Source organism: Lacticaseibacillus sp. 22 (assembly GCF_055413445.1).
On record NZ_JBVAYD010000034.1, the window covers coordinates 1 to 20947 of the forward strand.

Annotated in this window: 35 protein-coding genes; 4 read left to right on the forward strand and 31 right to left on the reverse strand. The window is 47.4% G+C overall.

Annotated elements, in window-relative coordinates; all coding sequences use genetic code 11:
* Positions 1-68: 68 nt before the first annotated feature.
* The 3 genes from rpsI to ACWP87_RS12325 form a co-directional block, all read right to left on the reverse strand.
* A complete protein-coding gene (gene rpsI / locus ACWP87_RS12315) occupies positions 69-461 on the reverse strand; it encodes a 30S ribosomal protein S9 (RefSeq protein ID WP_003567483.1) in 393 nt (130 codons plus the stop codon).
* Positions 462-474: 13 nt separating this feature from the next.
* Positions 475-921, reverse strand: coding sequence for a 50S ribosomal protein L13 (rplM, locus tag ACWP87_RS12320; RefSeq protein ID WP_005686771.1), 447 nt, complete (start codon positions 919-921; stop codon positions 475-477).
* A 266-nt stretch (positions 922-1187) separates the two neighbouring features.
* On the reverse strand, positions 1188-1805 hold the full coding sequence (locus tag ACWP87_RS12325; RefSeq protein WP_005711219.1) for a TetR/AcrR family transcriptional regulator: 618 nt from the start codon (positions 1803-1805) through the stop codon (positions 1188-1190).
* An 80-nt stretch (positions 1806-1885) separates the two neighbouring features.
* Here ACWP87_RS12325 and ACWP87_RS12330 point away from each other — a divergent pair, with 80 nt between their 5' ends.
* The 4 genes from ACWP87_RS12330 to ACWP87_RS12345 all read left to right on the forward strand — a co-directional run bounded on the left by ACWP87_RS12330 (position 1886) and on the right by ACWP87_RS12345 (position 5281).
* Positions 1886-2944 carry an ABC transporter permease gene (locus tag ACWP87_RS12330; RefSeq protein WP_005714589.1) on the forward strand — a complete coding sequence of 353 codons (1059 nt, stop codon included), beginning with the start codon at positions 1886-1888 and terminating at the stop codon, positions 2942-2944.
* A gap of 1 nt (position 2945) precedes the next feature.
* Positions 2946-3656, forward strand: coding sequence for an ABC transporter ATP-binding protein (locus tag ACWP87_RS12335; RefSeq protein WP_014570120.1), 711 nt, complete (start codon positions 2946-2948; stop codon positions 3654-3656).
* 184 nt (positions 3657-3840) lie between these two features.
* Complete coding sequence (locus ACWP87_RS12340; RefSeq protein WP_005686763.1) at positions 3841-4062, forward strand: P8 family protein; 222 nt, start codon at positions 3841-3843, stop codon at positions 4060-4062.
* A 457-nt stretch (positions 4063-4519) separates the two neighbouring features.
* Positions 4520-5281 carry a MerR family transcriptional regulator gene (locus tag ACWP87_RS12345; protein ID WP_014570121.1) on the forward strand — a complete coding sequence of 254 codons (762 nt, stop codon included), beginning with the start codon at positions 4520-4522 and terminating at the stop codon, positions 5279-5281.
* Positions 5282-5500: 219 nt separating this feature from the next.
* Here ACWP87_RS12345 and truA read toward each other — a convergent pair whose 3' ends face one another.
* From truA to rplV, 28 genes are all read right to left on the reverse strand, one after another.
* Entirely contained in the window at positions 5501-6244 is a 744-nt protein-coding gene (gene truA / locus ACWP87_RS12350; protein ID WP_014570122.1) for a tRNA pseudouridine(38-40) synthase TruA, read from the reverse strand.
* Positions 6245-6259: 15 nt separating this feature from the next.
* Positions 6260-7057, reverse strand: coding sequence for an energy-coupling factor transporter transmembrane component T family protein (locus ACWP87_RS12355; protein ID WP_005686756.1), 798 nt, complete (start codon positions 7055-7057; stop codon positions 6260-6262).
* Positions 7050-7916 carry an energy-coupling factor ABC transporter ATP-binding protein gene (locus tag ACWP87_RS12360; RefSeq protein ID WP_005686754.1) on the reverse strand — a complete coding sequence of 289 codons (867 nt, stop codon included), beginning with the start codon at positions 7914-7916 and terminating at the stop codon, positions 7050-7052. The genes ACWP87_RS12355 and ACWP87_RS12360 overlap by 8 nt, the downstream gene beginning before the upstream one ends.
* The gene (locus tag ACWP87_RS12365) at positions 7892-8728 is read right to left on the reverse strand and encodes an energy-coupling factor ABC transporter ATP-binding protein (protein WP_014570123.1); all 837 of its coding nucleotides are present in this window, start codon (positions 8726-8728) and stop codon (positions 7892-7894) included. The genes ACWP87_RS12360 and ACWP87_RS12365 overlap by 25 nt, the downstream gene beginning before the upstream one ends.
* A gap of 136 nt (positions 8729-8864) precedes the next feature.
* On the reverse strand, positions 8865-9530 hold the full coding sequence (locus ACWP87_RS12370) for a hypothetical protein (RefSeq protein ID WP_014570124.1): 666 nt from the start codon (positions 9528-9530) through the stop codon (positions 8865-8867).
* A 535-nt stretch (positions 9531-10065) separates the two neighbouring features.
* Positions 10066-10446 (reverse strand): 50S ribosomal protein L17, encoded by a 381-nt coding sequence (gene rplQ, locus ACWP87_RS12375; RefSeq protein WP_005686746.1) that lies wholly within the window; start codon positions 10444-10446, stop codon positions 10066-10068.
* Between the two features lie 21 nt (positions 10447-10467).
* Positions 10468-11406 (reverse strand): DNA-directed RNA polymerase subunit alpha, encoded by a 939-nt coding sequence (locus ACWP87_RS12380; protein WP_005686745.1) that lies wholly within the window; start codon positions 11404-11406, stop codon positions 10468-10470.
* 74 nt (positions 11407-11480) lie between these two features.
* The gene (gene rpsK / locus ACWP87_RS12385; RefSeq protein WP_003567514.1) at positions 11481-11870 is read right to left on the reverse strand and encodes a 30S ribosomal protein S11; all 390 of its coding nucleotides are present in this window, start codon (positions 11868-11870) and stop codon (positions 11481-11483) included.
* Between the two features lie 20 nt (positions 11871-11890).
* Positions 11891-12256, reverse strand: coding sequence for a 30S ribosomal protein S13 (gene rpsM, locus ACWP87_RS12390; protein WP_005686742.1), 366 nt, complete (start codon positions 12254-12256; stop codon positions 11891-11893).
* Between the two features lie 32 nt (positions 12257-12288).
* Positions 12289-12405 carry a 50S ribosomal protein L36 gene (rpmJ, locus tag ACWP87_RS12395; protein ID WP_003567518.1) on the reverse strand — a complete coding sequence of 39 codons (117 nt, stop codon included), beginning with the start codon at positions 12403-12405 and terminating at the stop codon, positions 12289-12291.
* Positions 12406-12432: 27 nt separating this feature from the next.
* Positions 12433-12651 (reverse strand): translation initiation factor IF-1, encoded by a 219-nt coding sequence (gene infA / locus ACWP87_RS12400; protein ID WP_003567521.1) that lies wholly within the window; start codon positions 12649-12651, stop codon positions 12433-12435.
* A gap of 143 nt (positions 12652-12794) precedes the next feature.
* Positions 12795-13451: an adenylate kinase gene (locus tag ACWP87_RS12405; RefSeq protein ID WP_005686740.1), complete on the reverse strand. Its 657-nt coding sequence runs from the start codon at positions 13449-13451 to the stop codon at positions 12795-12797.
* 144 nt (positions 13452-13595) lie between these two features.
* On the reverse strand, positions 13596-14918 hold the full coding sequence (gene secY, locus ACWP87_RS12410) for a preprotein translocase subunit SecY (protein ID WP_005686738.1): 1323 nt from the start codon (positions 14916-14918) through the stop codon (positions 13596-13598).
* Positions 14918-15358: a 50S ribosomal protein L15 gene (gene rplO, locus ACWP87_RS12415; RefSeq protein WP_005692118.1), complete on the reverse strand. Its 441-nt coding sequence runs from the start codon at positions 15356-15358 to the stop codon at positions 14918-14920. Before rplO ends, secY begins: the two co-directional genes overlap by 1 nt.
* 32 nt (positions 15359-15390) lie before the next feature.
* Positions 15391-15576, reverse strand: coding sequence for a 50S ribosomal protein L30 (rpmD, locus tag ACWP87_RS12420; RefSeq protein ID WP_005686735.1), 186 nt, complete (start codon positions 15574-15576; stop codon positions 15391-15393).
* A gap of 11 nt (positions 15577-15587) precedes the next feature.
* Positions 15588-16091, reverse strand: a complete 504-nt coding sequence (gene rpsE, locus ACWP87_RS12425) for a 30S ribosomal protein S5 (RefSeq protein ID WP_005686734.1) — start codon at positions 16089-16091, stop codon at positions 15588-15590.
* A 22-nt stretch (positions 16092-16113) separates the two neighbouring features.
* The gene (gene rplR / locus ACWP87_RS12430; RefSeq protein ID WP_005686733.1) at positions 16114-16473 is read right to left on the reverse strand and encodes a 50S ribosomal protein L18; all 360 of its coding nucleotides are present in this window, start codon (positions 16471-16473) and stop codon (positions 16114-16116) included.
* A gap of 37 nt (positions 16474-16510) precedes the next feature.
* Complete coding sequence (gene rplF / locus ACWP87_RS12435) at positions 16511-17041, reverse strand: 50S ribosomal protein L6 (protein WP_005686731.1); 531 nt, start codon at positions 17039-17041, stop codon at positions 16511-16513.
* Positions 17042-17071: 30 nt separating this feature from the next.
* The gene (gene rpsH / locus ACWP87_RS12440; RefSeq protein WP_003567538.1) at positions 17072-17470 is read right to left on the reverse strand and encodes a 30S ribosomal protein S8; all 399 of its coding nucleotides are present in this window, start codon (positions 17468-17470) and stop codon (positions 17072-17074) included.
* Between the two features lie 25 nt (positions 17471-17495).
* A complete protein-coding gene (locus tag ACWP87_RS12445; protein ID WP_005686730.1) occupies positions 17496-17681 on the reverse strand; it encodes a type Z 30S ribosomal protein S14 in 186 nt (61 codons plus the stop codon).
* A 14-nt stretch (positions 17682-17695) separates the two neighbouring features.
* Positions 17696-18238 (reverse strand): 50S ribosomal protein L5, encoded by a 543-nt coding sequence (gene rplE, locus ACWP87_RS12450; RefSeq protein ID WP_005686727.1) that lies wholly within the window; start codon positions 18236-18238, stop codon positions 17696-17698.
* A gap of 24 nt (positions 18239-18262) precedes the next feature.
* Positions 18263-18574: a 50S ribosomal protein L24 gene (rplX, locus tag ACWP87_RS12455; protein ID WP_005686725.1), complete on the reverse strand. Its 312-nt coding sequence runs from the start codon at positions 18572-18574 to the stop codon at positions 18263-18265.
* Positions 18575-18603: 29 nt separating this feature from the next.
* Positions 18604-18972, reverse strand: a complete 369-nt coding sequence (rplN, locus tag ACWP87_RS12460; protein ID WP_003567546.1) for a 50S ribosomal protein L14 — start codon at positions 18970-18972, stop codon at positions 18604-18606.
* A gap of 31 nt (positions 18973-19003) precedes the next feature.
* Positions 19004-19267 (reverse strand): 30S ribosomal protein S17, encoded by a 264-nt coding sequence (rpsQ, locus tag ACWP87_RS12465; RefSeq protein WP_005686723.1) that lies wholly within the window; start codon positions 19265-19267, stop codon positions 19004-19006.
* Positions 19268-19287: 20 nt separating this feature from the next.
* Positions 19288-19482 (reverse strand): 50S ribosomal protein L29, encoded by a 195-nt coding sequence (gene rpmC / locus ACWP87_RS12470; protein ID WP_005686721.1) that lies wholly within the window; start codon positions 19480-19482, stop codon positions 19288-19290.
* On the reverse strand, positions 19472-19906 hold the full coding sequence (gene rplP / locus ACWP87_RS12475; protein ID WP_005686719.1) for a 50S ribosomal protein L16: 435 nt from the start codon (positions 19904-19906) through the stop codon (positions 19472-19474). The genes rpmC and rplP overlap by 11 nt, the downstream gene beginning before the upstream one ends.
* 3 nt (positions 19907-19909) lie before the next feature.
* Positions 19910-20572, reverse strand: coding sequence for a 30S ribosomal protein S3 (gene rpsC, locus ACWP87_RS12480; RefSeq protein ID WP_005686718.1), 663 nt, complete (start codon positions 20570-20572; stop codon positions 19910-19912).
* A gap of 13 nt (positions 20573-20585) precedes the next feature.
* Positions 20586-20939 (reverse strand): 50S ribosomal protein L22, encoded by a 354-nt coding sequence (rplV, locus tag ACWP87_RS12485; protein ID WP_003567555.1) that lies wholly within the window; start codon positions 20937-20939, stop codon positions 20586-20588.
* Between the last annotated feature and the right edge of the window lie 8 nt (positions 20940-20947).

Consider the following 20947-nt stretch of genomic DNA (forward strand, 5'->3'; position numbering starts at 1 on the left):
TAACTGTCCAGGTGGTTCCAAAGTTGATGCATATAATATGCACCATTTTGCCGGTCGCTCTCGGCGAATTAACGCTTGGAGAACTGACTAGCTTTACGAGCCTTCTTCAAGCCATACTTCTTCCGTTCCTTCATACGAGGGTCACGGGTCAGCATGCCGGCCTTCTTAAGCGGGCCGCGGAAGTCAGGATCAACGGTCAACAAGGCACGGGCAATGCCGTGACGAGTTGCGCCAGCTTGGCCAGAGAAACCGCCGCCATTAACGTTAACAAGCACGTCATAGCTGCCAGTAGTTTCAGTGATGCCAAATGGTTGGCTTAAATCGGTGATCAGGTTTTCATATGGAAGGTAGTCGCGAACGTCTTTACCGTTCATTGTGATCTTGCCGGTACCAGGAACCAAACGGACCCGGGCAACGGAGTTCTTGCGACGACCTGTACCTGCGTATTGTACTTGTGCCACAGTAATTGCCTCCTTAGATTAAGTTTGAAATGTCGAGTACTTCTGGCTTCTGTGCCAAATGTGGGTGTTCCTCCCCAGCATAGACATGAAGCTTCAAGAATTGCTGATGGCCAAGAGTGTTCTTGGTCGGGAGCATCTTCTTAACAGAGTATTCAACCAGACGAGCCGGGTTGTCCCGCAAGAGATCCCCAGCGATTTCATGTTTCAAACCACCTGGATGCTGACTGTGACGATAGTAAATCTTGTCTGAGGCTTTTTTGCCAGTCAACTTTAACTTAGAAGCGTTGATAACGATCACATTGTCACCTGTATCAACGTTTGGGGTGAATTGCGGCTTGTTCTTACCACGCAAGATCGAAGCAACGACAGATGATAAACGGCCCAACGCGATATCCGTTGCGTCGATCACATACCATTTACGTTCGATTTCACCTGGCTTAGCCAAAAATGTTGTACGCACGATTTGTTTCCTCCATAATTCTGTGCTTGTTTGAACACGTTAAGTTTCCGGGGCTTATCGTGGGGCAAACAATACCAGCTACTAGAATACCAACGATTAGCGCTCAAGTCAATGTAAAATTCAGTATCCTACTATAAAGTTGCACTCGCAGTTCGCGTTTTTATAGCTTCAAATTGTTCCTTGCCCCAAATGTGCTTGTCTACCTCAAATACTGCTTAAAATGCTGCTTCCATTAATAACTCGTCTGCAACACTCCACTCGATGCTTCAATCCTTGTGTCCTTCCCCATTGGCTTCGGGCCGCAAAACACCGGTACAAAACATCTGCAAAGCACGATCAAGCGACAATTGATTTTGAAAAGTGTTCCCGCGACTGGTACCAACAGTTGGCTGCAAATAAGCGGCTAAAACGGTTAAAAAATAGAGGGTCACGTCACGCACGCGATATGTCGGCGCCAGCTGTTCGTCAAAGGTGCTAAAAAACCGATCTAACGGCGACAACAAGCCAACTTGCCATGCCTGAAAAACATCCGCCTGTGCCTTAGAACTTAAATTCCCGACATCATGTAAGACGAGTTGCAAGTTCATCATGTTGTCATCGGTGAGTAAATGCCCGAGGCGCTTGACTTTTTTGCCAAAATTTTGGGCATCTATTTGTTCATGGGCAATTTTACTTGCCATGTCTTCACTTACCGCCATGACAACAGCAAGATACAAGGCCTCTTTGGTTTTAAAATAGTGATACAGCAGCGGTTGGCGAACGTCAGCCGCTTCAGCGATCATTCGGGTGGTCACCGCTGTGTAACCGTGATTCATAAATAATACCTGAGCGGCGGTTAAGATCCGCTGCACGGTCGCTTTCTTCTGGTCATTTCGTTGTGTCATTTTTCCAAGCCCTTTTCATTTATCATATGATAAACAAGTGATATACTGATTGTGCAAAACTAAATATGGAGGTGATCGTGATGTTCCTTGCGTATAAAGAGATTATTCACAACAAAGCCCGCTATCTGCTCGTCATGGCGACCTTTGTTTTAATTGCCTATCTGGTCTTTTTTCTAACCGGTTTGGCTACAGGTTTAGCGCGTAACAATCGCACCGCCATTGACGCATTGCCGGGTAATTACGTTCTCCTGTCGAAATATGCCAACAAAAATCTTCTGAGTTCGACATTGAGCGCGGATCAAATCACCAAAGTCAGCACCAAGCACACCGCCGTCCTCGGCCAAGTGGCGGTTGTTGCGGAAAGTACCGCGAATGATAAGAAAGTCAATAGTAACGTCTTTGGCATCAACCTCAACGGCAAGCTGAAGCCGACTGTCACAAGCGGACGCCTGCCAATCCATCACAACGAGGTACTCGCGGATGACAGTGTGACCATTTATGGCTTGCACCAAGGTGATCGCATCACTTTAAACGGCAGCAGCCAAACGTATCGGATTGTCGGGTTGACGCATGACCGGCGCTTTTACACGGTACCTGTATTTTACACAACTTTAGGCACTTTTCGGCAGCTAAAGTTCGGACAGCGCCAAGTTAAACAGGCCTCCGCGGTGATCAGTACAAAGCCGTTTAAAAATATTCCGGCCAAGACCCAATCCATTTCCAAAGCAACCTTAGTCGAAAACATCCCCGGCTATACAGCTGAAACGTCGACTTTTGCCTTAATGATCGGAGCAATGATTGGCATTATGCTCTTAATCATTGGCATCTTCATGTACATTTTAACCATTCAAAAAATTGCCATGTACGGGGTCATGCGGGCACAAGGTATTCGCACGCGGGCAATTATTGCTGCTTTGTTCTGGCAAATCCTGATGCTTGCGGTCACCGGCGTTGCTATCGGTGCCGGACTGTTAGGATTAACGCAATTTATTTTACCAAAAGCCATGCCATTTTATGCTAATCCGCCGCTTTTTATCGCGATCGCTGCCGCCTTAATTTTAATGTCCCTGGTTGGCGGGTTATTCTCACTACGCCGGATTTTGCACATTGATCCTTTAGCTGCGATTGGAGGTGAGTAACATGACCACACTGGTTCAACTCAAGCAAGTCAGCAAAGTTTACGGCAGTGGCCATACGGCGGTAGTCGCCTTGCATCCCACCGACTTTACGCTGCATGCCGGTGAATTTGCCGCCGTCATCGGGCCATCCGGTTCAGGCAAAACGACCTTGTTAACGATTATCGGCAATCTCCAGCAACCCAGTGACGGTCAGATTGTGATTAACGGTCAGGACACCACGCACTTTAATGAACACCAGCGGACTGATCTGCGGTTTAATACGTTTGGCTTTATCTTACAAGCCAGCAACCTAATTCCTTTTTTGACCGTTAAAGATCAGCTAGCCTTAGTCGACCGTTTCAATCATCATCGCCAACACAAACGCTCCATGACCGAGCTCTTTGACCTACTCGGCATTAGCGACCTGACCGCCAATTATCCGTCCGCTTTATCCGGTGGCGAAAAACAGCGGGTTGCAATTGCCCGTGCGTTATACAACGACCCGAAGATTATCTTAGCCGACGAACCGACCGCCAGCCTCGACACCAAACGCGCACTGCAAGTCGTGGCACTTCTGGCTGATATTGCCCACAAAACCAAACGCGGCGTCATCATGATCACCCACGACACGCGTTTGCTGGATGACGTGGATACGCTATATGAAATGCGCGATGGTCAGCTCAAGCAACTCAGAGACAGAGCGGCCAAAAAAGTCACACCGAATCCGGCGTAGATTTAATCTTTTTTTAATATTTTAAGTTTGCCGCTATTCCGCATAGCAGCAGCATCTAAGCGCTATCAGATAGGCCAAATTAGCACTCTTTTAAAAACAGTGCTAAAAATTTGCATCATCGCCCAGCAAAAGGCTTATAATGAATTTGTATCAAAAATGAGTTTATATCATGGAGGTAATCATTATGGCAACAGTAGATCCTGAAAAGACATTGTTTCTCGATGAACCAATGAACAAGGTATTTGACTGGAGCAACAGCGAAGCACCTGTACGTGATGCGCTGTGGGATTATTACATGGAAAAGAACAGCCGTGATACCATCAAGACTGAAGAAGAAATGAAACCAGTCCTAGACATGTCCGACGATGAGGTCAAAGCCCTAGCAGAAAAGGTTCTCAAGAAGTAAGATCACAAAACTAAACATCATGAACCGCGCCCCTGCAAAAAGGGACGCGGTTCTTTTTGGGTGAGCGCGAGCAGGAGCGCTTAGAAGTCGGAGTGTAAGTGGCCTCAGTCGCAATGGCCTGGGTTTGGCCATTGCGACTGAGGTCCTTACACGTAGACTTCTGCGACTGCGAGCGCGTTATAGAAAGTATGGCAAAACCACTAATTGCCTCTAATAGAATGTTCTCCGCAAGCTTCCAGCCTCTTCTCTTGGCCATTGCGCCTGATGTCCCTACACGCAGACTTTTGCACCGGTGACCGGCTTATAAAAAGTACGACCAGGCCCGCCAATTACCCCAAGAGAACGCCCTCCACAACCCACCAACCACAAAACCTCAAACTCACTATCCACCTTCCCCCCTTGACCCTAACCCCACGTCACCGTTTAAAGTTATAATTGATCCAAGGGAGGCCAGTCAATGACATACTCAACCAAGCAACTCGCTGACTTAGCTGGTGTGACCATCCGCACACTACGCTACTACGACAAAATCGGCTTACTAAAGCCAACCCGCAATCCTAACAATGATTACCGCCAATACACGCAAGCTGAGGTCAACCGCCTGCAGGTCATCCGCTTCTTACAACTTTTCGAAATGCCACTCAGCCAAATCAAACAGCTGCTTGACGGTCCAACCGACCAATTAACCGCCGCGCTCATCCGGCAACGGCAACACATCACCGCCAAACGCGACCAACTTAGCTTACTACTTCAAACCTTGGATCAAACTTTAGAAAAAGGGGTTAACACCATGACAGACGACGAAAAATTTGCTGCTTTTAAGCAACAAGCCATTCAGCACAATGAAGAACATTTTGGTAAAGAAGTCCGGGACCAATACGGAGAGGATGTCGTCGAAGCCAGCAATGAGAAGTTTCGCAAAATGTCCCAAGCACAAGTCGCACAGCTGACCGCACTGCAACAGAAGATTCTCGAGGAACTAAAGCCACTCGTTGGTACGACCGATTACAACACCGCTGCCGCCAAGCATCTTTTCAAACTGCACAAACAGTTTCTCCAACTCACCTGGCCATCTGAACAATATTCCGAAAAAGCTCACCGCGGTCTGGCAGCCATGTACGTCTCCGATCCGCGTTTCACCAAGTACTATGAAGACGGCACAGGTAAAAAAGGTGCTTCCAAAACTTTGAACGCCATCATTCGCCATTACACGCGTTAACGCACCAAGATTTCATTTCGTGTGCGCTGTTTAAGCATTTTGGCGTGACTAACCAGCTGTCAATTTCAGCAGGATGAATTCATTTGCAAAGAGGCTCTAAAGACTGACCTACCAGTCCTTAGAGCCTCTTTTGGTTGCATAGTTTGTCAACTCGGTACTTCAAAATGCAAAAGATCAGGGAAATACCACAAAGCCAATAAAAAAGTTTGTGTGTGAGGGTCAATAATAAACTTCCTTCAAGTACAATCCCGAAGCAGGGGCCGTACCTCTTGCCTGCTGCCTATCCTTAACTTCAAAAAGCCGTTGAAAATCATGAACATCGCGCCGGCCGTTGCCAATCTCCAAAGCCGTTGCCACTAAAATCCGCACCATGTTGTACAAAAAGCCATTACCATAAAACTCAAAAACCAATTCATTGGCAGCCGGATCTTCTTCAACCGTCGCCTCATAAATTGTTCGGACCTTATCTTTAATCACACCGCCACTAGCTGCAAAACTCGTGAAGTCATGCGTGCCAACTAGATCTTTCAACGCAACCTCAATCCGCTTGACATCCAACTTATAAGGATAGTGTCCTGTGTAAAGGCGATTAAACGGATTCGTATAATAGCCACGCGCCACCCGATACCGATATCGCTTTCCCTTCGCTGAATAGCGCGCATGAAAATCCGCCGCGACAATTTCAGCTTTTAGGATTTCAATATCCAGTGGCATCAGTGAATTCATTGCCCGCAACATCGACTCAGCCGGAATATTTCCCGGGTAATCAAAACTAATGACCTGTCCTAGCGCGTGCACGCCTGAATCTGTCCGGCCTGAGCCATCAACATGCACCGGTTGCCCTTTTGCCATTTTCGTCAGAGCTTTTTGCAGAACACCTTGAACCGTTCGCTGCTTGGGCTGAACTTGATAGCCGGCAAAGTTGGTGCCATCGTAAGCCAGTGTCACTTTATAATGCGTCAATACAGTGGTTCCTTTCTAATACGCGCGCAGTAACAGCAAAAGTCCGGTTAAGACAAGCATACCGCCCGCAGCAATCCAGTCACGCTGATGATAACGTAAGATCCGATACTTGGTTCGATTGTCGCCGCCTTGATACCCACGGGCTTCCATCGCTGTTGCTAACTCGTCAGCGGTGGTGAAGCTAGAAACAAACAACGGGATCAGTAGCGGAACAACAGCTTTCATTTGCTGAAAAATATTACCTTCACCAAAGTCAACGCCACGCGCTCGTTGGGCATTCATAATTTTAGTGGTTTGATCCATCAATGTCGGCACGAATCGCAAGGCAATTTGCAAAACCAAGGCCAGCTCGGTCACCGGCACGTGAATAACCCGTAACGGTTTTAACAGACTCTCGACCGCATCAGCCAGTGAAAGCGGCTGGGTTGTTAGCGTCAGCAAGGTTGACATAAAGATGATGAGCACAAAACGAACGAAAATAAAGGCCCCATTAATCAGCCCTAGCTTCGTGATCCATAACCAACCCCAATGCCAATAAACCGTACCGCCACGAACAAACAATACCTGCAAAGCGACGGTAAACAAGATCAGCCAGATTAACGGCCGGACGCCTCGCAAGAAGAAGCCAAGTTTAATACCGGACAGCCAAATCATGAACAAAGTCGCCACAAACATCATTAAATACGTTTGCCAGTTGTTGGCTAGAAAAACAATCCCGATATAATAGAAACTCGCCATCAACTTGGTGCGGGGGTCAAGCTCGTGAATCCATGAATGGCCGGGAATATAGCGTCCAAGTAATAGTTTATCCACGCTGGCCACCTCCGATCTGTGGCAGCAATTGATCCGCCAACTCGGCTTCGGTTAACGGCTGCGGATCAAAGTGAAACCCTTTTGCAGTCAATTGTTGTGCCATTTGAGCGGTTTTAGGTAACCCTAGCTGATTCGCCTTCAACCAAGCCGAGTCGGCAAAGATCTCCCGCGGCGTTCCGGTTTTGATCAAATGTCCCTTTGCCATCACCCAAACCGTGTCGGCATAATCCGCCACATCGTCCATCTGGTGGGTCACGAGCACAATTGTCTGCCCTTCTTCACGATGCAGGCGTTCAAACATTTGCATCATTTCGTGCCGCCCAGCCGGATCCAGACCGGCTGTCGGCTCATCCAGCACCAAAACTTCCGGTTGCATGGCCAACACACCGGCAATGGCCACTCTTCGCATTTGCCCGCCAGACAGATCAAATGGCGACTTTTCTAATACATCATGCGGCAGACCGACCATCGTAATCATTTTATCCGCCAACGCTAAAGCATCCTGCTCGCTCACACCAAAGTTTTGCGGTCCAAAAGCAATGTCCTTAGCCACGGTTTGTTCAAACAGTTGATTCTCGGCAAACTGAAAAACCATACCAACTTTTTGCCGCAACGGTTTCAGATTCTTATTACTCGTTTCATTAGTGATGACCTTATCGCCAATCGTGACAGTTCCGGAAGTCGGCTTTAGTAATGCATTCAAGTGTTGCAAAATGGTCGACTTGCCCGAACCGGTGTGGCCGATAATCGCCGTATAACTACCATCATGAATGGTTCCGGAAACATCTTTGATCCCGTCACCAGCGAAAGGCGTACCTGCCTGATACGTAAAGCTCACATGGTCGAATGTAATGTCCACAGGTAGTCTACCAACCTTTCATTGTCCAAATATGCTTCTGGCATTGTGACACCGCGCTGAATCAAGGCGTCTTTTAACCGCTCGGAATACGGCACATCAAGCCCTAAGCGCAATAGGTCTGTCCCATGTGCAAAGATCTCGCTAGGCGTTCCGATTTCGTTAATCTTCCCGTCATTAAGTAAAATAATCCGATGCGCAGATGCCGCTTCATCAATATCATGGGTAATTGACAAAACGGTGAGCCCCAATTCATCTTTGAGTTCCCGAATCACACCCAACACTTCCTGGCGACCGGCCGGATCTAGCATTGATGTTGATTCATCCAGGATAATAATCTCCGGGCGCTGGGCAATAATGCCGGCAATCGCCACTCGTTGCTTCTGGCCGCCAGACAACCGCGCCGGCTCCCGGTCAGCAAAAGCCGTCATGCCAACGCGTTTGAGGGCTTCATCCACCCGGCGAATCATGTCATCTCGTGGGACACCGCAATTTTCCAATCCGAATGCCACATCATCGGCAACCGTCGCACCCACAAACTGATTGTCCGGATTCTGGAAAACAATCCCAACCTTGGCGCGAATATCCCACACGGTTTCTTCGCTAAGCGTCATCCCGGCAACTTCAACCGTGCCCGATTCTGGCGCCAGCAGTCCATTTAAATTTTTCGCCAGCGTACTCTTACCGCTACCATTATGGCCGATAATTGCCAGCCACTCACCTTTAGCCACATCAAACGACACATCTGTCAGTGCTTGACGTTTTGCTTCCGGATAAGTGTAATTCAAGTGTTGAACATGAATGACGTTGCCCACAATGCCCCTTCTTCCTACGCTTTGTATACCGAACAATGATACCATATTTTACCGAATTGTTGGACGATCCCTACTTCAAATACGAGATGTACCGCTAGTCGTTTCAGTGACCGCCGGGACTAATTAGCCAATTCAATCATCTTTTCGTAATATCCGGATCGGTACAAAGAAACCCGAAAAAGACCGTAAAAATCAACGCAATCAGCCCTAGAAGCCATGCCTGTACTTGCACCATTCCAACATGAGACATCACAATCCCAAACCGACTCTGGCCATTGACAACCAATTGCCGATAGAATTGACTTTGGATAAGGAAAATGAGCCAAAACATGAGGGCTAAGCGTCCACCTTTTGCCGATAAACCCACAAGTAGCGAAATACTACCGGCAGGCATCACCCAGCTAAAGTTAAGAATCACCTGTAACAAAAACCCATCCAATGAGTGGGGATGCGTCAGATTGGCAAGCGGGTACCACTGCGCCAAAACCACCACGAGGAACCATAAAACAATAAGCGGTGTATAGGCCTTCATTAAAGAAAATGGTGTCTTGCTTCGTCTAAAGCGTGCTCCCATTAAATAGCCACATAAAGCCGCAAAAAGCCACAGATACGAAGACCAGTCGATAGTCACCGCCCCATTGTCCAACCGATAAACAGTGGGAATAAACAGCCCACCTATACTCATATTTGCAGGCGTAAATGCGAGTATCAAAACGACAAAGAAGATTGAAAGGATTGTCCAGCCGCCAACCAACAATAAGCCAAGTTGCAGCGGCGTTCGATATTGAAACCAAGTACGCATATTAGCATGACCTCCATTATGTCGCAGTATACAGGAAAAATCGGATTAGTAGTGCGCATGGAGCTAGAAAGTTTGGCGAATTGAGGACCAATTTACCGCGCGTCATGGCTGGCTTTGTTTTAAGGCTAATGCTTTTTTAACTCGACCCCAGTATTTAAAAAGAATTCTCTTCCGCGTGTCGGCGAAGAGAATTCTTTTTAGTTGATAGATTTAATTACGGCAACAAGTTTGGTTACGCTTGCTTTCGAGGCGCTGGTTCATACTTCATCATAACGCGCTCACCAGCCCAGCAATCCACATGTAAGAGCCATGAACACCATGGTCAAAACGGGTATCACGTCCATGGTCGCTTACATGCCGACTGCTGATCGCAATAGTTTGCGATTGCACAAAAAAATCATTTAATGATGGAGACACCGGTTGCCCGGTGCTCTCAAGCTAGACTAAGCAGGATTAAACCTGCCATCATCGTAACGCTCCATCGATCAAATGATCAAAGTTGGTTGACCTCGAGGGCCAGCCCTTTTAACTGAATTTAGACGAGCTCAATGATAACCATTGGTGCACCGTCACCGCGACGTGGCGCAGTCTTCAAAATGCGGGTATAGCCGCCTTTGCGATCTGCGTATTTTGGTGCCAAGTCACTGAACAGTTTTTGTAAAGCGGACTTCACAATCACACTGTCTTCTTGTTCTTCGACACTCGCAATTTCGTTGCGCACATAAGCTGCTGCTTGGCGGCGTGCATGTAAATCGCCACGCTTGCCCAAGGTGATCATTTTTTCAGCAGTTGAACGAACTTCCTTAGCGCGGGCTTCGGTTGTAACGATTCGTTCGTTGATCAGCAGATCCGTTGTCAAATCGCGTAGCATTGCCTTACGCTGTGAGCTGGTCCGCCCTAATTTACGGTAACTCATGGATTGGCCTCCTTTTCGAAATTAGTCTTCTTTACGCAATCCTAAGCCAAGATCTGCCAACTTGTTTTTAACTTCTTCAAGTGACTTGCGGCCTAAGTTACGAACTTTCATCATATCGGCTTCTGTTTTGTTGGTTAACTCCTGGACCGTATTAATCCCGGCACGCTTCAAGCAGTTGTAGGAACGAACCGACAAGTCAAGCTCTTCGATGGTCATCTCAAGCATTTTTTCCTTGTGCGTTTCTTCTTTTTCAACCATAATTTCAGCGTTCTTAGCTTCATCCGTCAAATTGACGAAAATATCCAGGTGTTCAGTCAGGATCTTCGCTGCTAAGCTGATGGCCTCACGTGGCGAGATTGAGCCATTAGTCCAAACATCCAGCGTTAACTTGTCGAAATCATTCCGACGGCCAACACGGGTGCTTTCAACTTGATAGTTAACCCGGCTGATCGGGGTGAAAATCGAGTCGATCGGCAAAACACCGATTGGCATGTCATCAGACTTATTCTGGTCAGCTGCCACATACCCGCGACCCTTTTTAACGGTCATACGTACATGGAAGTGCCCGCCGTCTGCAACAGTACAGATATACTGTTCAGGATTTAAGACCTCAACATCAGGATCAGCGACGATATCAGCAGCAGTTACCTTAGCCGGACCGTTGACATCAATTTCGATGTTCTTATCTTCATCAGTGTTCATCTTGAGTGCCAATTTCTTGATATTCAAAATGATCTGAGTCACATCTTCCAATACACCATCAATTGTGGAGAACTCATGAAGTACCCCATCAATTTGAATGCTGCTGACAGCTGCGCCCGGTAATGAAGAAAGAAGGATCCGCCGCAACGAGTTACCTAACGTAGTACCGTAGCCGCGTTCCAACGGTTCAACCACAAACTTGCCATAGTTGGTGCTTTCGTCAACTTTGGTAATGTTCGGCTTTTCGAATTCGATCATCTAGTTTGTACCCCTTTCAAAACGAGAAGTGAAGATTTGTCTGCCTGACCGCCATAACGGTCGAAGGGTAACAATTAAACACGACGACGCTTTGGAGGACGAGAACCGTTATGCGGAACCGGTGTAACATCACGGATCGCAGTAACTTCAAGACCTGTTGCCTGAAGTGAACGGATTGCAGCTTCACGACCAGAGCCTGGGCCCTTAACCGCAACTTCAACCGACTTCATGCCATGTTCCATTGATTCCTTCGCCGCAGCTTCAGCAGCCATCTGCGCAGCAAACGGTGTTGACTTACGACTACCTTTAAACCCGAGTGCACCAGCAGAGGACCAAGCGATCGCATTGCCGCGAGGGTCCGTGATCATTACTAAGGTGTTGTTGAAGGTTGAGTGGATATGAGCCACGCCAGATTCAACGTTTTTGCGGACACGGCGCTTCCGCGTAGTTTTTCTACCTGCCATCGATCAATGACCTCCTTTAATTATTTTTTCTTACCTGCCATCGTTGCTTTTTTCCCTTTACGGGTGCGAGCATTGTTCTTGGTATTTTGTCCACGAACCGGCAAGCCACGACGATGACGGATGCCGCGATATGAACCGATTTCCATCAATCGCTTGATGTTCAAGTTCACTTCACGACGGAGATCGCCTTCAACTTTGTATGAGTCCAAAGCTGCACGAATCTTGTCTTCTTGTTCTGGGGTTAGGTCATCTTGACGAACATCTTCCGGAACACCGGCAGTCTTGAGAACCTTTTGAGCGGTTGTCTTGCCGACACCATAGATATAAGTTAAGGCAATGACAATTTGCTTACCACGTGGTAAGTCGACACCTGCGATACGAGCCATGTACAATGACACCTCCTATTTTTTAATTTATATTATCCCTGGCGTTGCTTATGCTTTGGGTTTGCAGAGCAGATAATCATGACCCGACCCTTACGACGGACCACTTTGCAGTGCTCGCACATCTTTTTAACAGATGGACGTACTTTCATGAGAATTTAGCCTCCTTGAGTTGGCAACTACTTGAAACGGTATGTGATCCGGCCCTTGGTCAAATCATAAGGTGAAAGTTCAACCGTCACCTTGTCACCTGGTAAAATGCGAATGTAGTGCATCCGAATTTTACCGGAAACATGGGCGAGGATCTCGGCACCATTTTCAAGCTTGACTTTGAACATCGCGTTGGGTAGGGTATCCGTCACGGTGCCTTGGATCTCAATTACATCGTCTTTTGCCACGAAGTGTTTCCTCCTAAAAATTATTGGTTCTATTAACGCGCGAAAAGGGTGAGGCCGATTGGCACTCACCGCATACCGCGATATTGTACCATAATTCTTCGACTTTGAAAACAGTCATGAGGGGCGTGCAATCGTCCAAGCACTTACTTTGCCACAGCAGCCAAAATCGTCTTGATATCTGCAAACACCTTATCGATGTCTTGATCACCATTAACAGTGTGGAGCAAACCCTTCTTTTGGTAGAAGTCTAATAATGGCGTATTCATCTCGATGTTTACTTTAAGACGGTTTTTAACGGTTTCCGGCTTATCATCTTCGCGTTGGAAGAATTCGTGGCCGCCACAGCGATCACATGTGCCGGCAACCTTTGGCGGGTTGTAGATTTTGTGATAAGTTGCACCACATGTCTTACAGATAAACCGACCAGACAAGCGGTCAACTAACTTTGCAGGCGCAACATCAATATTGATAACAGCATCTAACGGCTTCTTAAGATCAGCTGTGATCGTTTCGAGTGCCTCTGCTTGTTGGATGGTGCGCGGAAAGCCGTCAAGCATGTAGCCCGCATCGGTATCGGACTCAGCAAGGCGCTCCTTGACAATGCCATTGGTAACCGAGTCGGGTACCAGTTGACCTTTATCAATAAAGCCTTTTGCTTCCTTACCTAATGCTGTGCCAGCAGCCATCGCGGCTCGGAACATATCTCCGGTGGAAATATGTGCTATCGGATAAGTATCCTCAATCCGTTCTGCCTGCGTGCCTTTCCCTGCACCGGGAAGTCCCATTAAAATGAGATTCACGTTGCATCCTCCTCTAATTGTACGCGCTGGCATGTATTTAAAACTGCTGTGAACAGCTTCTAAACGATTTAACGTTGAAACTTGCCAGTTTGTACGCTGCTTTTAACGCGTCAACCTTTGAAAATGGCTGACTTCTGATATCGTTTACTTCTTATCGTTCTTAACCAAATCGCCGCGAATAAATCCGACGTACTCACGCTTCATGAGTAAGCCGTCCAATTGGCGAACCAATTCAATAGCGGTCATGACAACAATCAACAGGCTCGTACCACCAAGTCCGATTGATTGCGGCAGCCCCCAAATGTTGGCAGCCAGTTGTGGCAGTAAGGCAACCAAACCAAGGAACAAAGCACCCACTGTTGATAAGCGCATGAGTAGCCGTGAGATATAATTCTCGGTTTCCTTACCCGGCCAAACACCGGGAATATAGCTGCCTTGTTTGGTTAAGTTTTCTGCGACCTTCTCGGGATTAACCTGAACGAACGCATAGAAGAACGTGAACAGAATAATCAAAAGCGTATAGATCGCAGTTCCGGCTGGCTTTTGCATATTGAAGACATTAGTCATGACTTGATACCATCCGTCAGTCCCATGATTCTTCTGAAAAGCCATTAAAATTGTTTGCGGCGTCACAATAAAGGAACTCGCAAAAATAACCGGGATAACACCGGCAACGTTAACTTTAAGCGGTAGGTAACTGTTGCTGCCCGCGCTGGTAACGCGCCGAGTGTACTGAATTGGAATTTTATAATTAGCTTGCTGCACCCAGGTGACAAATGTGATAACCAGGATCACGATGACTGCCAAAGCTGCTAAAAACGCAATTCCTTTCCAGATTTCAGAACCAGAGTATACCTGAACGTTATCCCGATATAACTCTTGGAGACCTGAAGGCAGGCGTGCCACAATCCCAGAGAAGATCAACAGCGAAACCCCGTTACCAAGGCCTTTATCAGTAATCTGTTCACCCATCCACGTCAGCAACATTGTGCCGCCTGTAAGGATGATACCGATTGTGATATAGGTACTAACGGACGGATTTTTAACCAAGCCCATCGAACTTAACGTTTGAAAGCCGGCCGTAATCCCAATTGCCTGAAAGAACCCAAAAGCGATGGTCAGATAACGAGTAACTTGATTCAGCTTACGCCGACCGACTTCCCCTTGCTTGCTCCACTCGACAAATTTCGGAACGATATCCATCTGCAGCAGCTGAACCACAATTTGGGCCGTAATATACGGCGAAACCCCCATCGAAAAGATGGAGTATTGTGCCAATCCGCCACCACTGACAGTATCCAGCAGTGAGATCAAGCCTGTCGAGCCGATTGACTGCAGCGCCTTGGCATTAACACCGGGAACCGCAATCAGTGTACCTAATCGATAGACCAATAAAACCGCTAAAGTGAAGAGGATCTTGTTACGGATGTCTTTGACCTTGAGCGCGTTTTTTAGGGTCCTCAGCATTAGATCACCTCAATCGAACCGCCAGCTGCTTCAACGGCAGCTTTTGCTGCGGTTGAAGCTTTTGCAACCTTAATGGTCAATTTTTTCTCAAGTTTACCGTCTGCCAGCAACTTAACACCGTTCTTTTCGTTCTTAACAATCCCGGCATCGATCAAGGCTGCTGGTGTAACTTCAGCACCGTCATCGAAGCGATTAAGATCGGAAAGGTTAACGATTGCATATTCTTTGCGGTTAATGTTGTTGAAACCGCGCTTTGGCATCCGGCGGAATAATGGCATCTGGCCACCTTCGAAGCCAAGACGCGTCTTGCCGCCTTGTCGTGCCAATTGACCTTTTGTCCCTTTACCAGCTGTCTTACCTTGACCGCTAGAAGTACCACGGCCCAGACGCTTGCGGGCATGACGGGAGCCGACACTCGGCTTTAATTCGTGCAATTGCATACTCTTGGGCACCTCCTTGTCGAAATAATGTATTAATCTTTGATTTCTTCAACCGAAACCAAGTGTGAAATCTGGAAAATCGCACCACGAGTGGCTGCGTTGTCTGGTTTAATCACCGAGCTGTTCACCCGATTTAAGCCTAATTCCTTCACAATTTTACGTTGCTTAGGAAGACGGTGGGCAGCACTACGGGTCAAAGTAATCTTCAATTGAGCCATGTGTTTACCTCCTAGTCTTCAAGCGATGACGCAGAAACGCCGCGTAATTCAGCAACTTGTTCGCGGGTGCGCAACTGTGTAAGTCCATCCATTGTTGCCCGAATCATATTGATTGGTGTGTTACGGCCAAGGGATTTGCTGGTGATATCAGCGATTCCGGCAAGTTCCATAACGGAACGGATAGCGCCACCAGCAGCAACCCCAGAACCTTCTTCAGCAGGCTTCAGCAAAACTTCACCAGCGCCGAAGTGGCCGATTACTTCATGAGGAATCGTGGTGCCGACAATTGGCACTTCAATGAGGCTCTTCTTAGCTGCGTCAACAGCTTTACGGATTGCTTCAGGTACTTCTTGGGCTTTGCCGGTTGCGAAGCCGACGTGACCGTTCTTATCGCCAACGATTGCAATTGCTGCAAACCGTAGACGGCGACCACCTTTAACAACCTTTGTAACCCGGTTGATGGCAACGACCTGGTCTTCTAAGTCCAATTGGTTTGGATCGATAAATGATGCCATGTGTTGGTTATCCTCCTTTTTTCTAGAATTCGAGGCCATTTTCACGTGCTGCTTCAGCTAAAGCGGCAACGCGACCATGGTACAGATAACCACCACGGTCAAAGACCACAACTTTATGACCATCTGCAACTGCGCGCTTGGCGATCAATGCGCCAACCTGAGCAGCCGCGTCAGTCTTGTTTTCAGGATCTTTAATGTCCTTATCAAGAGTGGAGGCACTTGCTAGCGTCACACCCGCTACGTCATCAATTAATTGCGCGTAGATGTTTTTATTGGAACGGAAAACGTTCAAGCGTGGGCGCTCGCTCGTACCAGAAATCTTGCCTCGTACGCGGGCGTGACGCCGTTGCCGAGTCTTATTCTTATCTGGCTTTGAAATCACAATGTTCACCTCTTGTTAAATTTGTTGAAGGTTACGACTACTTACCAGTCTTACCTTCCTTACGACGGACATGTTCGTCAACATAACGAATACCTTTACCCTTATAAGGTTCAGGTGCACGGACGGAACGAACAACGGCTGCGAATTGACCAACAACCTGTTTTGAGATCCCACTGATGATGATCTGAGTGGTGCTTGGGACTTCAACAGTAACACCTTTTGGCGCGGTCATTTCAACTGGATGTGAGTAACCGACGTTCAAAACAAGTTTTTCGCCTTGCTTCTGCGCACGGTATCCAACACCAACCAGCTTCATTTCTTTCTTATAGCCTTCGGTAACCCCAACGACCATGTTGTTTAAGTTGGCACGCATCGTACCATGGATGGCCTTGTAGGAATCATCGGGACGGGTGAAATTAATTTCGTCGCCTTCCTGATGTAATTCGATTTCCGGGGCAAAATGACGGGTCAATTCGCCTTTAGGGCCCTTAACCGTAATATTGTCACCATCTTTGGTAACAGTAACACCGGCTGGGACTTTGATGACTTTATAACCAATACGACTCACTTATCGGCACCTCCTTTTTGATGTTATGAATTACCAAACGTAAGCGAGTACTTCGCCGCCAACGTTTTTGGCACGAGCTTCCTTATCGGTGATAACACCTTCGGAAGTTGAGATAATTGCAATCCCTAAACCGTTTAAAACCTTAGGAACAGCATCACTCTTAACGTATGAGCGCAAACCCGGTTTGGAAATCCGCTTCAAGCCGGAAATAACCCGTTCATTGTTCTTACCATACTTCAAGAAAATGCGGATCACACCTTGCTTGTCATCATCGATAACTTCGTAGTCACGGATGAACCCTTCACGTTTAAGAATCTCAGAAATGTCTTTCTTCATCTTTGATGCAGGTACGACCAAGGATTCGTGACGCACCATATTAGCGTTACGGATCCGGGTCAAGTAATCTGCGATTGGATCGGTCAAGACCATTGATTTAACCTCCTTTGTCTAGTGATTACCAGCTAGCTTTGCGCATGCCTGGAATTTGGCCGGCATGTGCTAACTCACGAAGGCAAATCCGGCAGAGTTTGAATTTACGATATACGGAATGCGGACGGCCACACCGTTGGCACCGCGTATATTCCTGGACTGCAAATTTTGCAGGCCGTTTGTTTTTAGCGATCATTGACTTCTTAGCCAAGTAGCGGACCTCCCTTATTTGGCGAATGGCATCCCGACTTGCGTGAGCAACTCGAGTGCCTCTTCATCAGTATTTGCCGTTGTAACAATCACAACATCCAACCCACGAACCCGATTAACCTTATCGTAATCGATTTCTGGGAAGATCAGTTGTTCTCTAACACCCAATGTATAGTTCCCGCGGCCATCGAAGGACTTAGGGGAAATACCGTGGAAGTCACGAACACGCGGCAGGGAAACATTGATCAGCTTATCTAAGAAATCATACATGCGTTCGCCGCGCAATGTTACCTTGGCGCCGATTGGCATACCTTCACGTAAGCGGAAACCGGCAATACTCTTCTTGGCCTTGGTGATCAGCGGATGCTGGCCAGAGATTAGCGTCAATTCTTCTACCGCTTCATCCAATAACTTAGCATTCTGAGTTGCATCACCAACACCCATGTTCAAAACGATCTTTTCAATCTTAGGTGCCTGCATGGTGCTCTTATAGTTGAACTTGCTTACCAATGCAGGGGCGATTTCTTTGCTATAACGTTCTTCAAGACGATTCTCCATGAAAAAGTTTGTCCTCCTTCCCTATTATTTATCGATTGCGGTGCCAGACTTCTTAGCAATCCGCACTTTATTGCCATCTTTAACTTCAGAACCGATGCGAGTCGGCTTGTTGGTTTCAGGATCCAGAAGCATCACGTTTGAAACGTGAATAGGTGCCTCTTTGTCGATGATACCGCCTTGCGGATTCGTATTGTTCGGCTTCTGGTGCTTCTTGATCATGTTGATGCCTTCAACAACGACTTTGTCAGCGCTCTTGAGGACTTTCGTGATCTGGCCTTCTTTGCCGGCATCTTTGCCGCGCATGACCCGCACTTTGTCACCAGTTTTGAACTTCATGTATCGCACCTCCTATTTGGTCAGAATGATTAAAGCACTTCGGGCGCTAAGGAGACGATCTTCATGAAATCGCCGTCACGCAATTCACGTGCCACAGGTCCAAAGATACGAGTCCCACGTGGGCTCTTGTCAGCATTGATGATGACAGCTGCGTTCTCATCGAACTTGATGTAGGAACCGTCAGCACGGCGAGCGCCTGACTTGGTACGAACAATCACAGCTTTAACAACATCAGCCTTCTTGACAACGCCACCTGGTGTTGCTTGTTTTACAGTTGCGACAACAACGTCCCCGATATTACCGGTCTTGCGGTATGAACCACCAAGTACCTTAATGACAAGGATTTCGCGCGCGCCTGAGTTATCTGCTACTTTAAGACGACTTTCTTGCTGAATCACGGATTTGGTCCTCCTTTCACTCTAAAAATGATTAGATGATAACTGCCTTTTCGACAATATTCAATAAACGGAAACGCTTATTGCGTGATAAAGGACGAGTTTCCGCGATTTGGACAATATCGCCAACTTTAGCGCTATTGTCTTCGTCATGCGCATAAAACTTCTTGGAATACTTAACCCGTTTGCCATAAACAGGGTGTGTGTTATATGTGCTGACTTCCACGGTGATGGTCTTGTCCATTTTATCCGAGACCACGCGGCCTTGATAAACTTTACGAGAATTACGTTCTGCCAAGGTAAATGTCTCCTTTCCGATTATTTATTGAGTTCCTGTTGCCGAAGGACCGTTTTGATCCGTGCAATGTTTTTCCGAACTTGCTTCAAGCGAGCGGTGTTTTCCAATTGGCCAGTCGCCTGTTGGAAGCGCAAGTTGAACAGTTCTTCTTTATATTGCTTCTCTTTGTCGAGCATCTCAGCAGTGGTTAATGCAGTAATTTCTTTAGCCTTCATTTGATTGCCCACCTACTTCCTCGCGTGAAACGATCTTGGTGCGGATTGGGAGTTTGTTGGATGCTAAACGCAAAGCTTCCTTTGCGACTGCCTCGGACACGCCGCCGACTTCAAACATGATCTTTTCACGTTTAACGACTGCAACCCATCCAGTTGGTGCACCTTTACCATTACCCATCCGGACGCCGACACCTTTACTGGTGTAGGACTTGTGAGGGAAAATGCGGATCCATACTTTCCCACCACGCTTCATATAACGGGTCATTGCAACACGCGCTGCTTCGATCTGGCGGTTGGTGATCCAATGGGATTCCAATGCTTCCAAACCATATTCGCCGAAGTCAACGTTCTTGCCGCCCTTGGCTGCACCGCGCATCTTCCCACGGAATTCACGACGATGCTTGACACGCTTAGGTACTAACATTGATTATTTCCCTCCTTTCGCATTATTTTGCTGTGGCTTTTCAGGTAAAATTTCACCACGATTGATCCAGGTTTTGATCCCGATCCGGCCATAAGTCGTTGCTGCTTCTTCCCATGCATAGTCGATATCGGCACGCAAGGTATGCAGCGGAACCAAACCTTCATTGTAATGTTCACGACGTGCAATATCAGCACCGTTTAAACGACCGGAGGCTTGGGTTTTGATTCCCTTAGCACCGGCACGCATGGTACGTTGCATTGCTTGACGCATTGCACGACGGAATGCGATCCGTTGTTCAAGCTGACGCGCGATGTTTTCGCCGACAAGCTTGGCATCCAAATCAGGTTTTTTGATTTCTACAATATTGATGTGAACTTGGCGACCAGTCAGCTTATTGAGCTGCTTACGCAAGTTTTCAACTTCAGAACCGCCTTTACCGATAACCATACCCGGTTTAGCAGTATGAACGGAAATGTTGACGCGCTTTGCAGCACGTTCAATTTCAATACGTGATACTGAAGCATCTTGCAGCTTCTTATTGATGAAGTTTCGGATTTCAATGTCTTCATGCAAGTAGTCAGCAAAGTCTTTGTCTGCATACCACTTGGCATCCCAGTCACGGATGACACCGACACGGAAACCGGTTGGATTAATCTTTTGACCCACGCGTTATCCCTCCTTATGCTTCTTTTTCGGATACAACCACGGTAACGTGGCTTGTCCGTTTATTGATCGGTGATGCGCTCCCCTTAGCACGAGGACGGAACCGTTTGAGGGTCGGGCCTTCGTTGACATAAGCTTTGCTTACATAAAGGTTTTGTGCATCTAAGTCATAGTTATGTTCTGCATTAGCAATAGCAGACTTGAGTACCTTTTCGATGATCGGAGAACCGGAACGAGGTGTGAACTCAAGAATTGCCAGTGCTTCAGCAACATCGCGACCACGAATCAAGTCGATTACCAAGCGCGCTTTGCGAGCAGCAATCCGAACCGTCTTGGCCGTTGCCGTTGCAGACGTAATTTGATCAGCCATGAATGTTG

Bases quoted from the DNA above. Each gene is read 5' to 3' on its own strand.
- ACWP87_RS12325 (WP_005711219.1), bottom strand. From the start codon at position 1,805: ATGACACAACGAAATGACCAGAAGAAAGCGACCGTGCAGCGGATCTTA.
- ACWP87_RS12330 (WP_005714589.1), top strand. From the start codon at position 1,886: ATGTTCCTTGCGTATAAAGAGATTATTCACAACAAAGCCCGCTATCTG.
- ACWP87_RS12335 (WP_014570120.1), top strand. From the start codon at position 2,946: ATGACCACACTGGTTCAACTCAAGCAAGTCAGCAAAGTTTACGGCAGT.
- ACWP87_RS12340 (WP_005686763.1), top strand. From the start codon at position 3,841: ATGGCAACAGTAGATCCTGAAAAGACATTGTTTCTCGATGAACCAATG.
- ACWP87_RS12345 (WP_014570121.1), top strand. From the start codon at position 4,520: ATGACATACTCAACCAAGCAACTCGCTGACTTAGCTGGTGTGACCATC.
- ACWP87_RS12370 (WP_014570124.1), bottom strand. From the start codon at position 9,530: ATGCGTACTTGGTTTCAATATCGAACGCCGCTGCAACTTGGCTTATTG.
- rplQ (WP_005686746.1), bottom strand. From the start codon at position 10,446: ATGAGTTACCGTAAATTAGGGCGGACCAGCTCACAGCGTAAGGCAATG.
- ACWP87_RS12380 (WP_005686745.1), bottom strand. From the start codon at position 11,406: ATGATCGAATTCGAAAAGCCGAACATTACCAAAGTTGACGAAAGCACC.
- rpsK (WP_003567514.1), bottom strand. From the start codon at position 11,870: ATGGCAGGTAGAAAAACTACGCGGAAGCGCCGTGTCCGCAAAAACGTT.
- rpsM (WP_005686742.1), bottom strand. From the start codon at position 12,256: ATGGCTCGTATCGCAGGTGTCGACTTACCACGTGGTAAGCAAATTGTC.
- rpmJ (WP_003567518.1), bottom strand. From the start codon at position 12,405: ATGAAAGTACGTCCATCTGTTAAAAAGATGTGCGAGCACTGCAAAGTG.
- secY (WP_005686738.1), bottom strand. From the start codon at position 14,918: ATGCTGAGGACCCTAAAAAACGCGCTCAAGGTCAAAGACATCCGTAAC.
- rplO (WP_005692118.1), bottom strand. From the start codon at position 15,358: ATGCAATTGCACGAATTAAAGCCGAGTGTCGGCTCCCGTCATGCCCGC.
- rpmD (WP_005686735.1), bottom strand. From the start codon at position 15,576: ATGGCTCAATTGAAGATTACTTTGACCCGTAGTGCTGCCCACCGTCTT.
- rpsE (WP_005686734.1), bottom strand. From the start codon at position 16,091: ATGGCATCATTTATCGATCCAAACCAATTGGACTTAGAAGACCAGGTC.
- rpsH (WP_003567538.1), bottom strand. From the start codon at position 17,470: ATGGTCTTGACCGATCCAATCGCAGATTACTTGACCCGGATCCGTAAC.
- rplE (WP_005686727.1), bottom strand. From the start codon at position 18,238: ATGGAGAATCGTCTTGAAGAACGTTATAGCAAAGAAATCGCCCCTGCA.
- rplX (WP_005686725.1), bottom strand. From the start codon at position 18,574: ATGAAGTTCAAAACTGGTGACAAAGTGCGGGTCATGCGCGGCAAAGAT.
- rpmC (WP_005686721.1), bottom strand. From the start codon at position 19,482: ATGAAGGCTAAAGAAATTACTGCATTAACCACTGCTGAGATGCTCGAC.
- rplP (WP_005686719.1), bottom strand. From the start codon at position 19,906: ATGTTAGTACCTAAGCGTGTCAAGCATCGTCGTGAATTCCGTGGGAAG.
- rplV (WP_003567555.1), bottom strand. From the start codon at position 20,939: ATGGCTGATCAAATTACGTCTGCAACGGCAACGGCCAAGACGGTTCGG.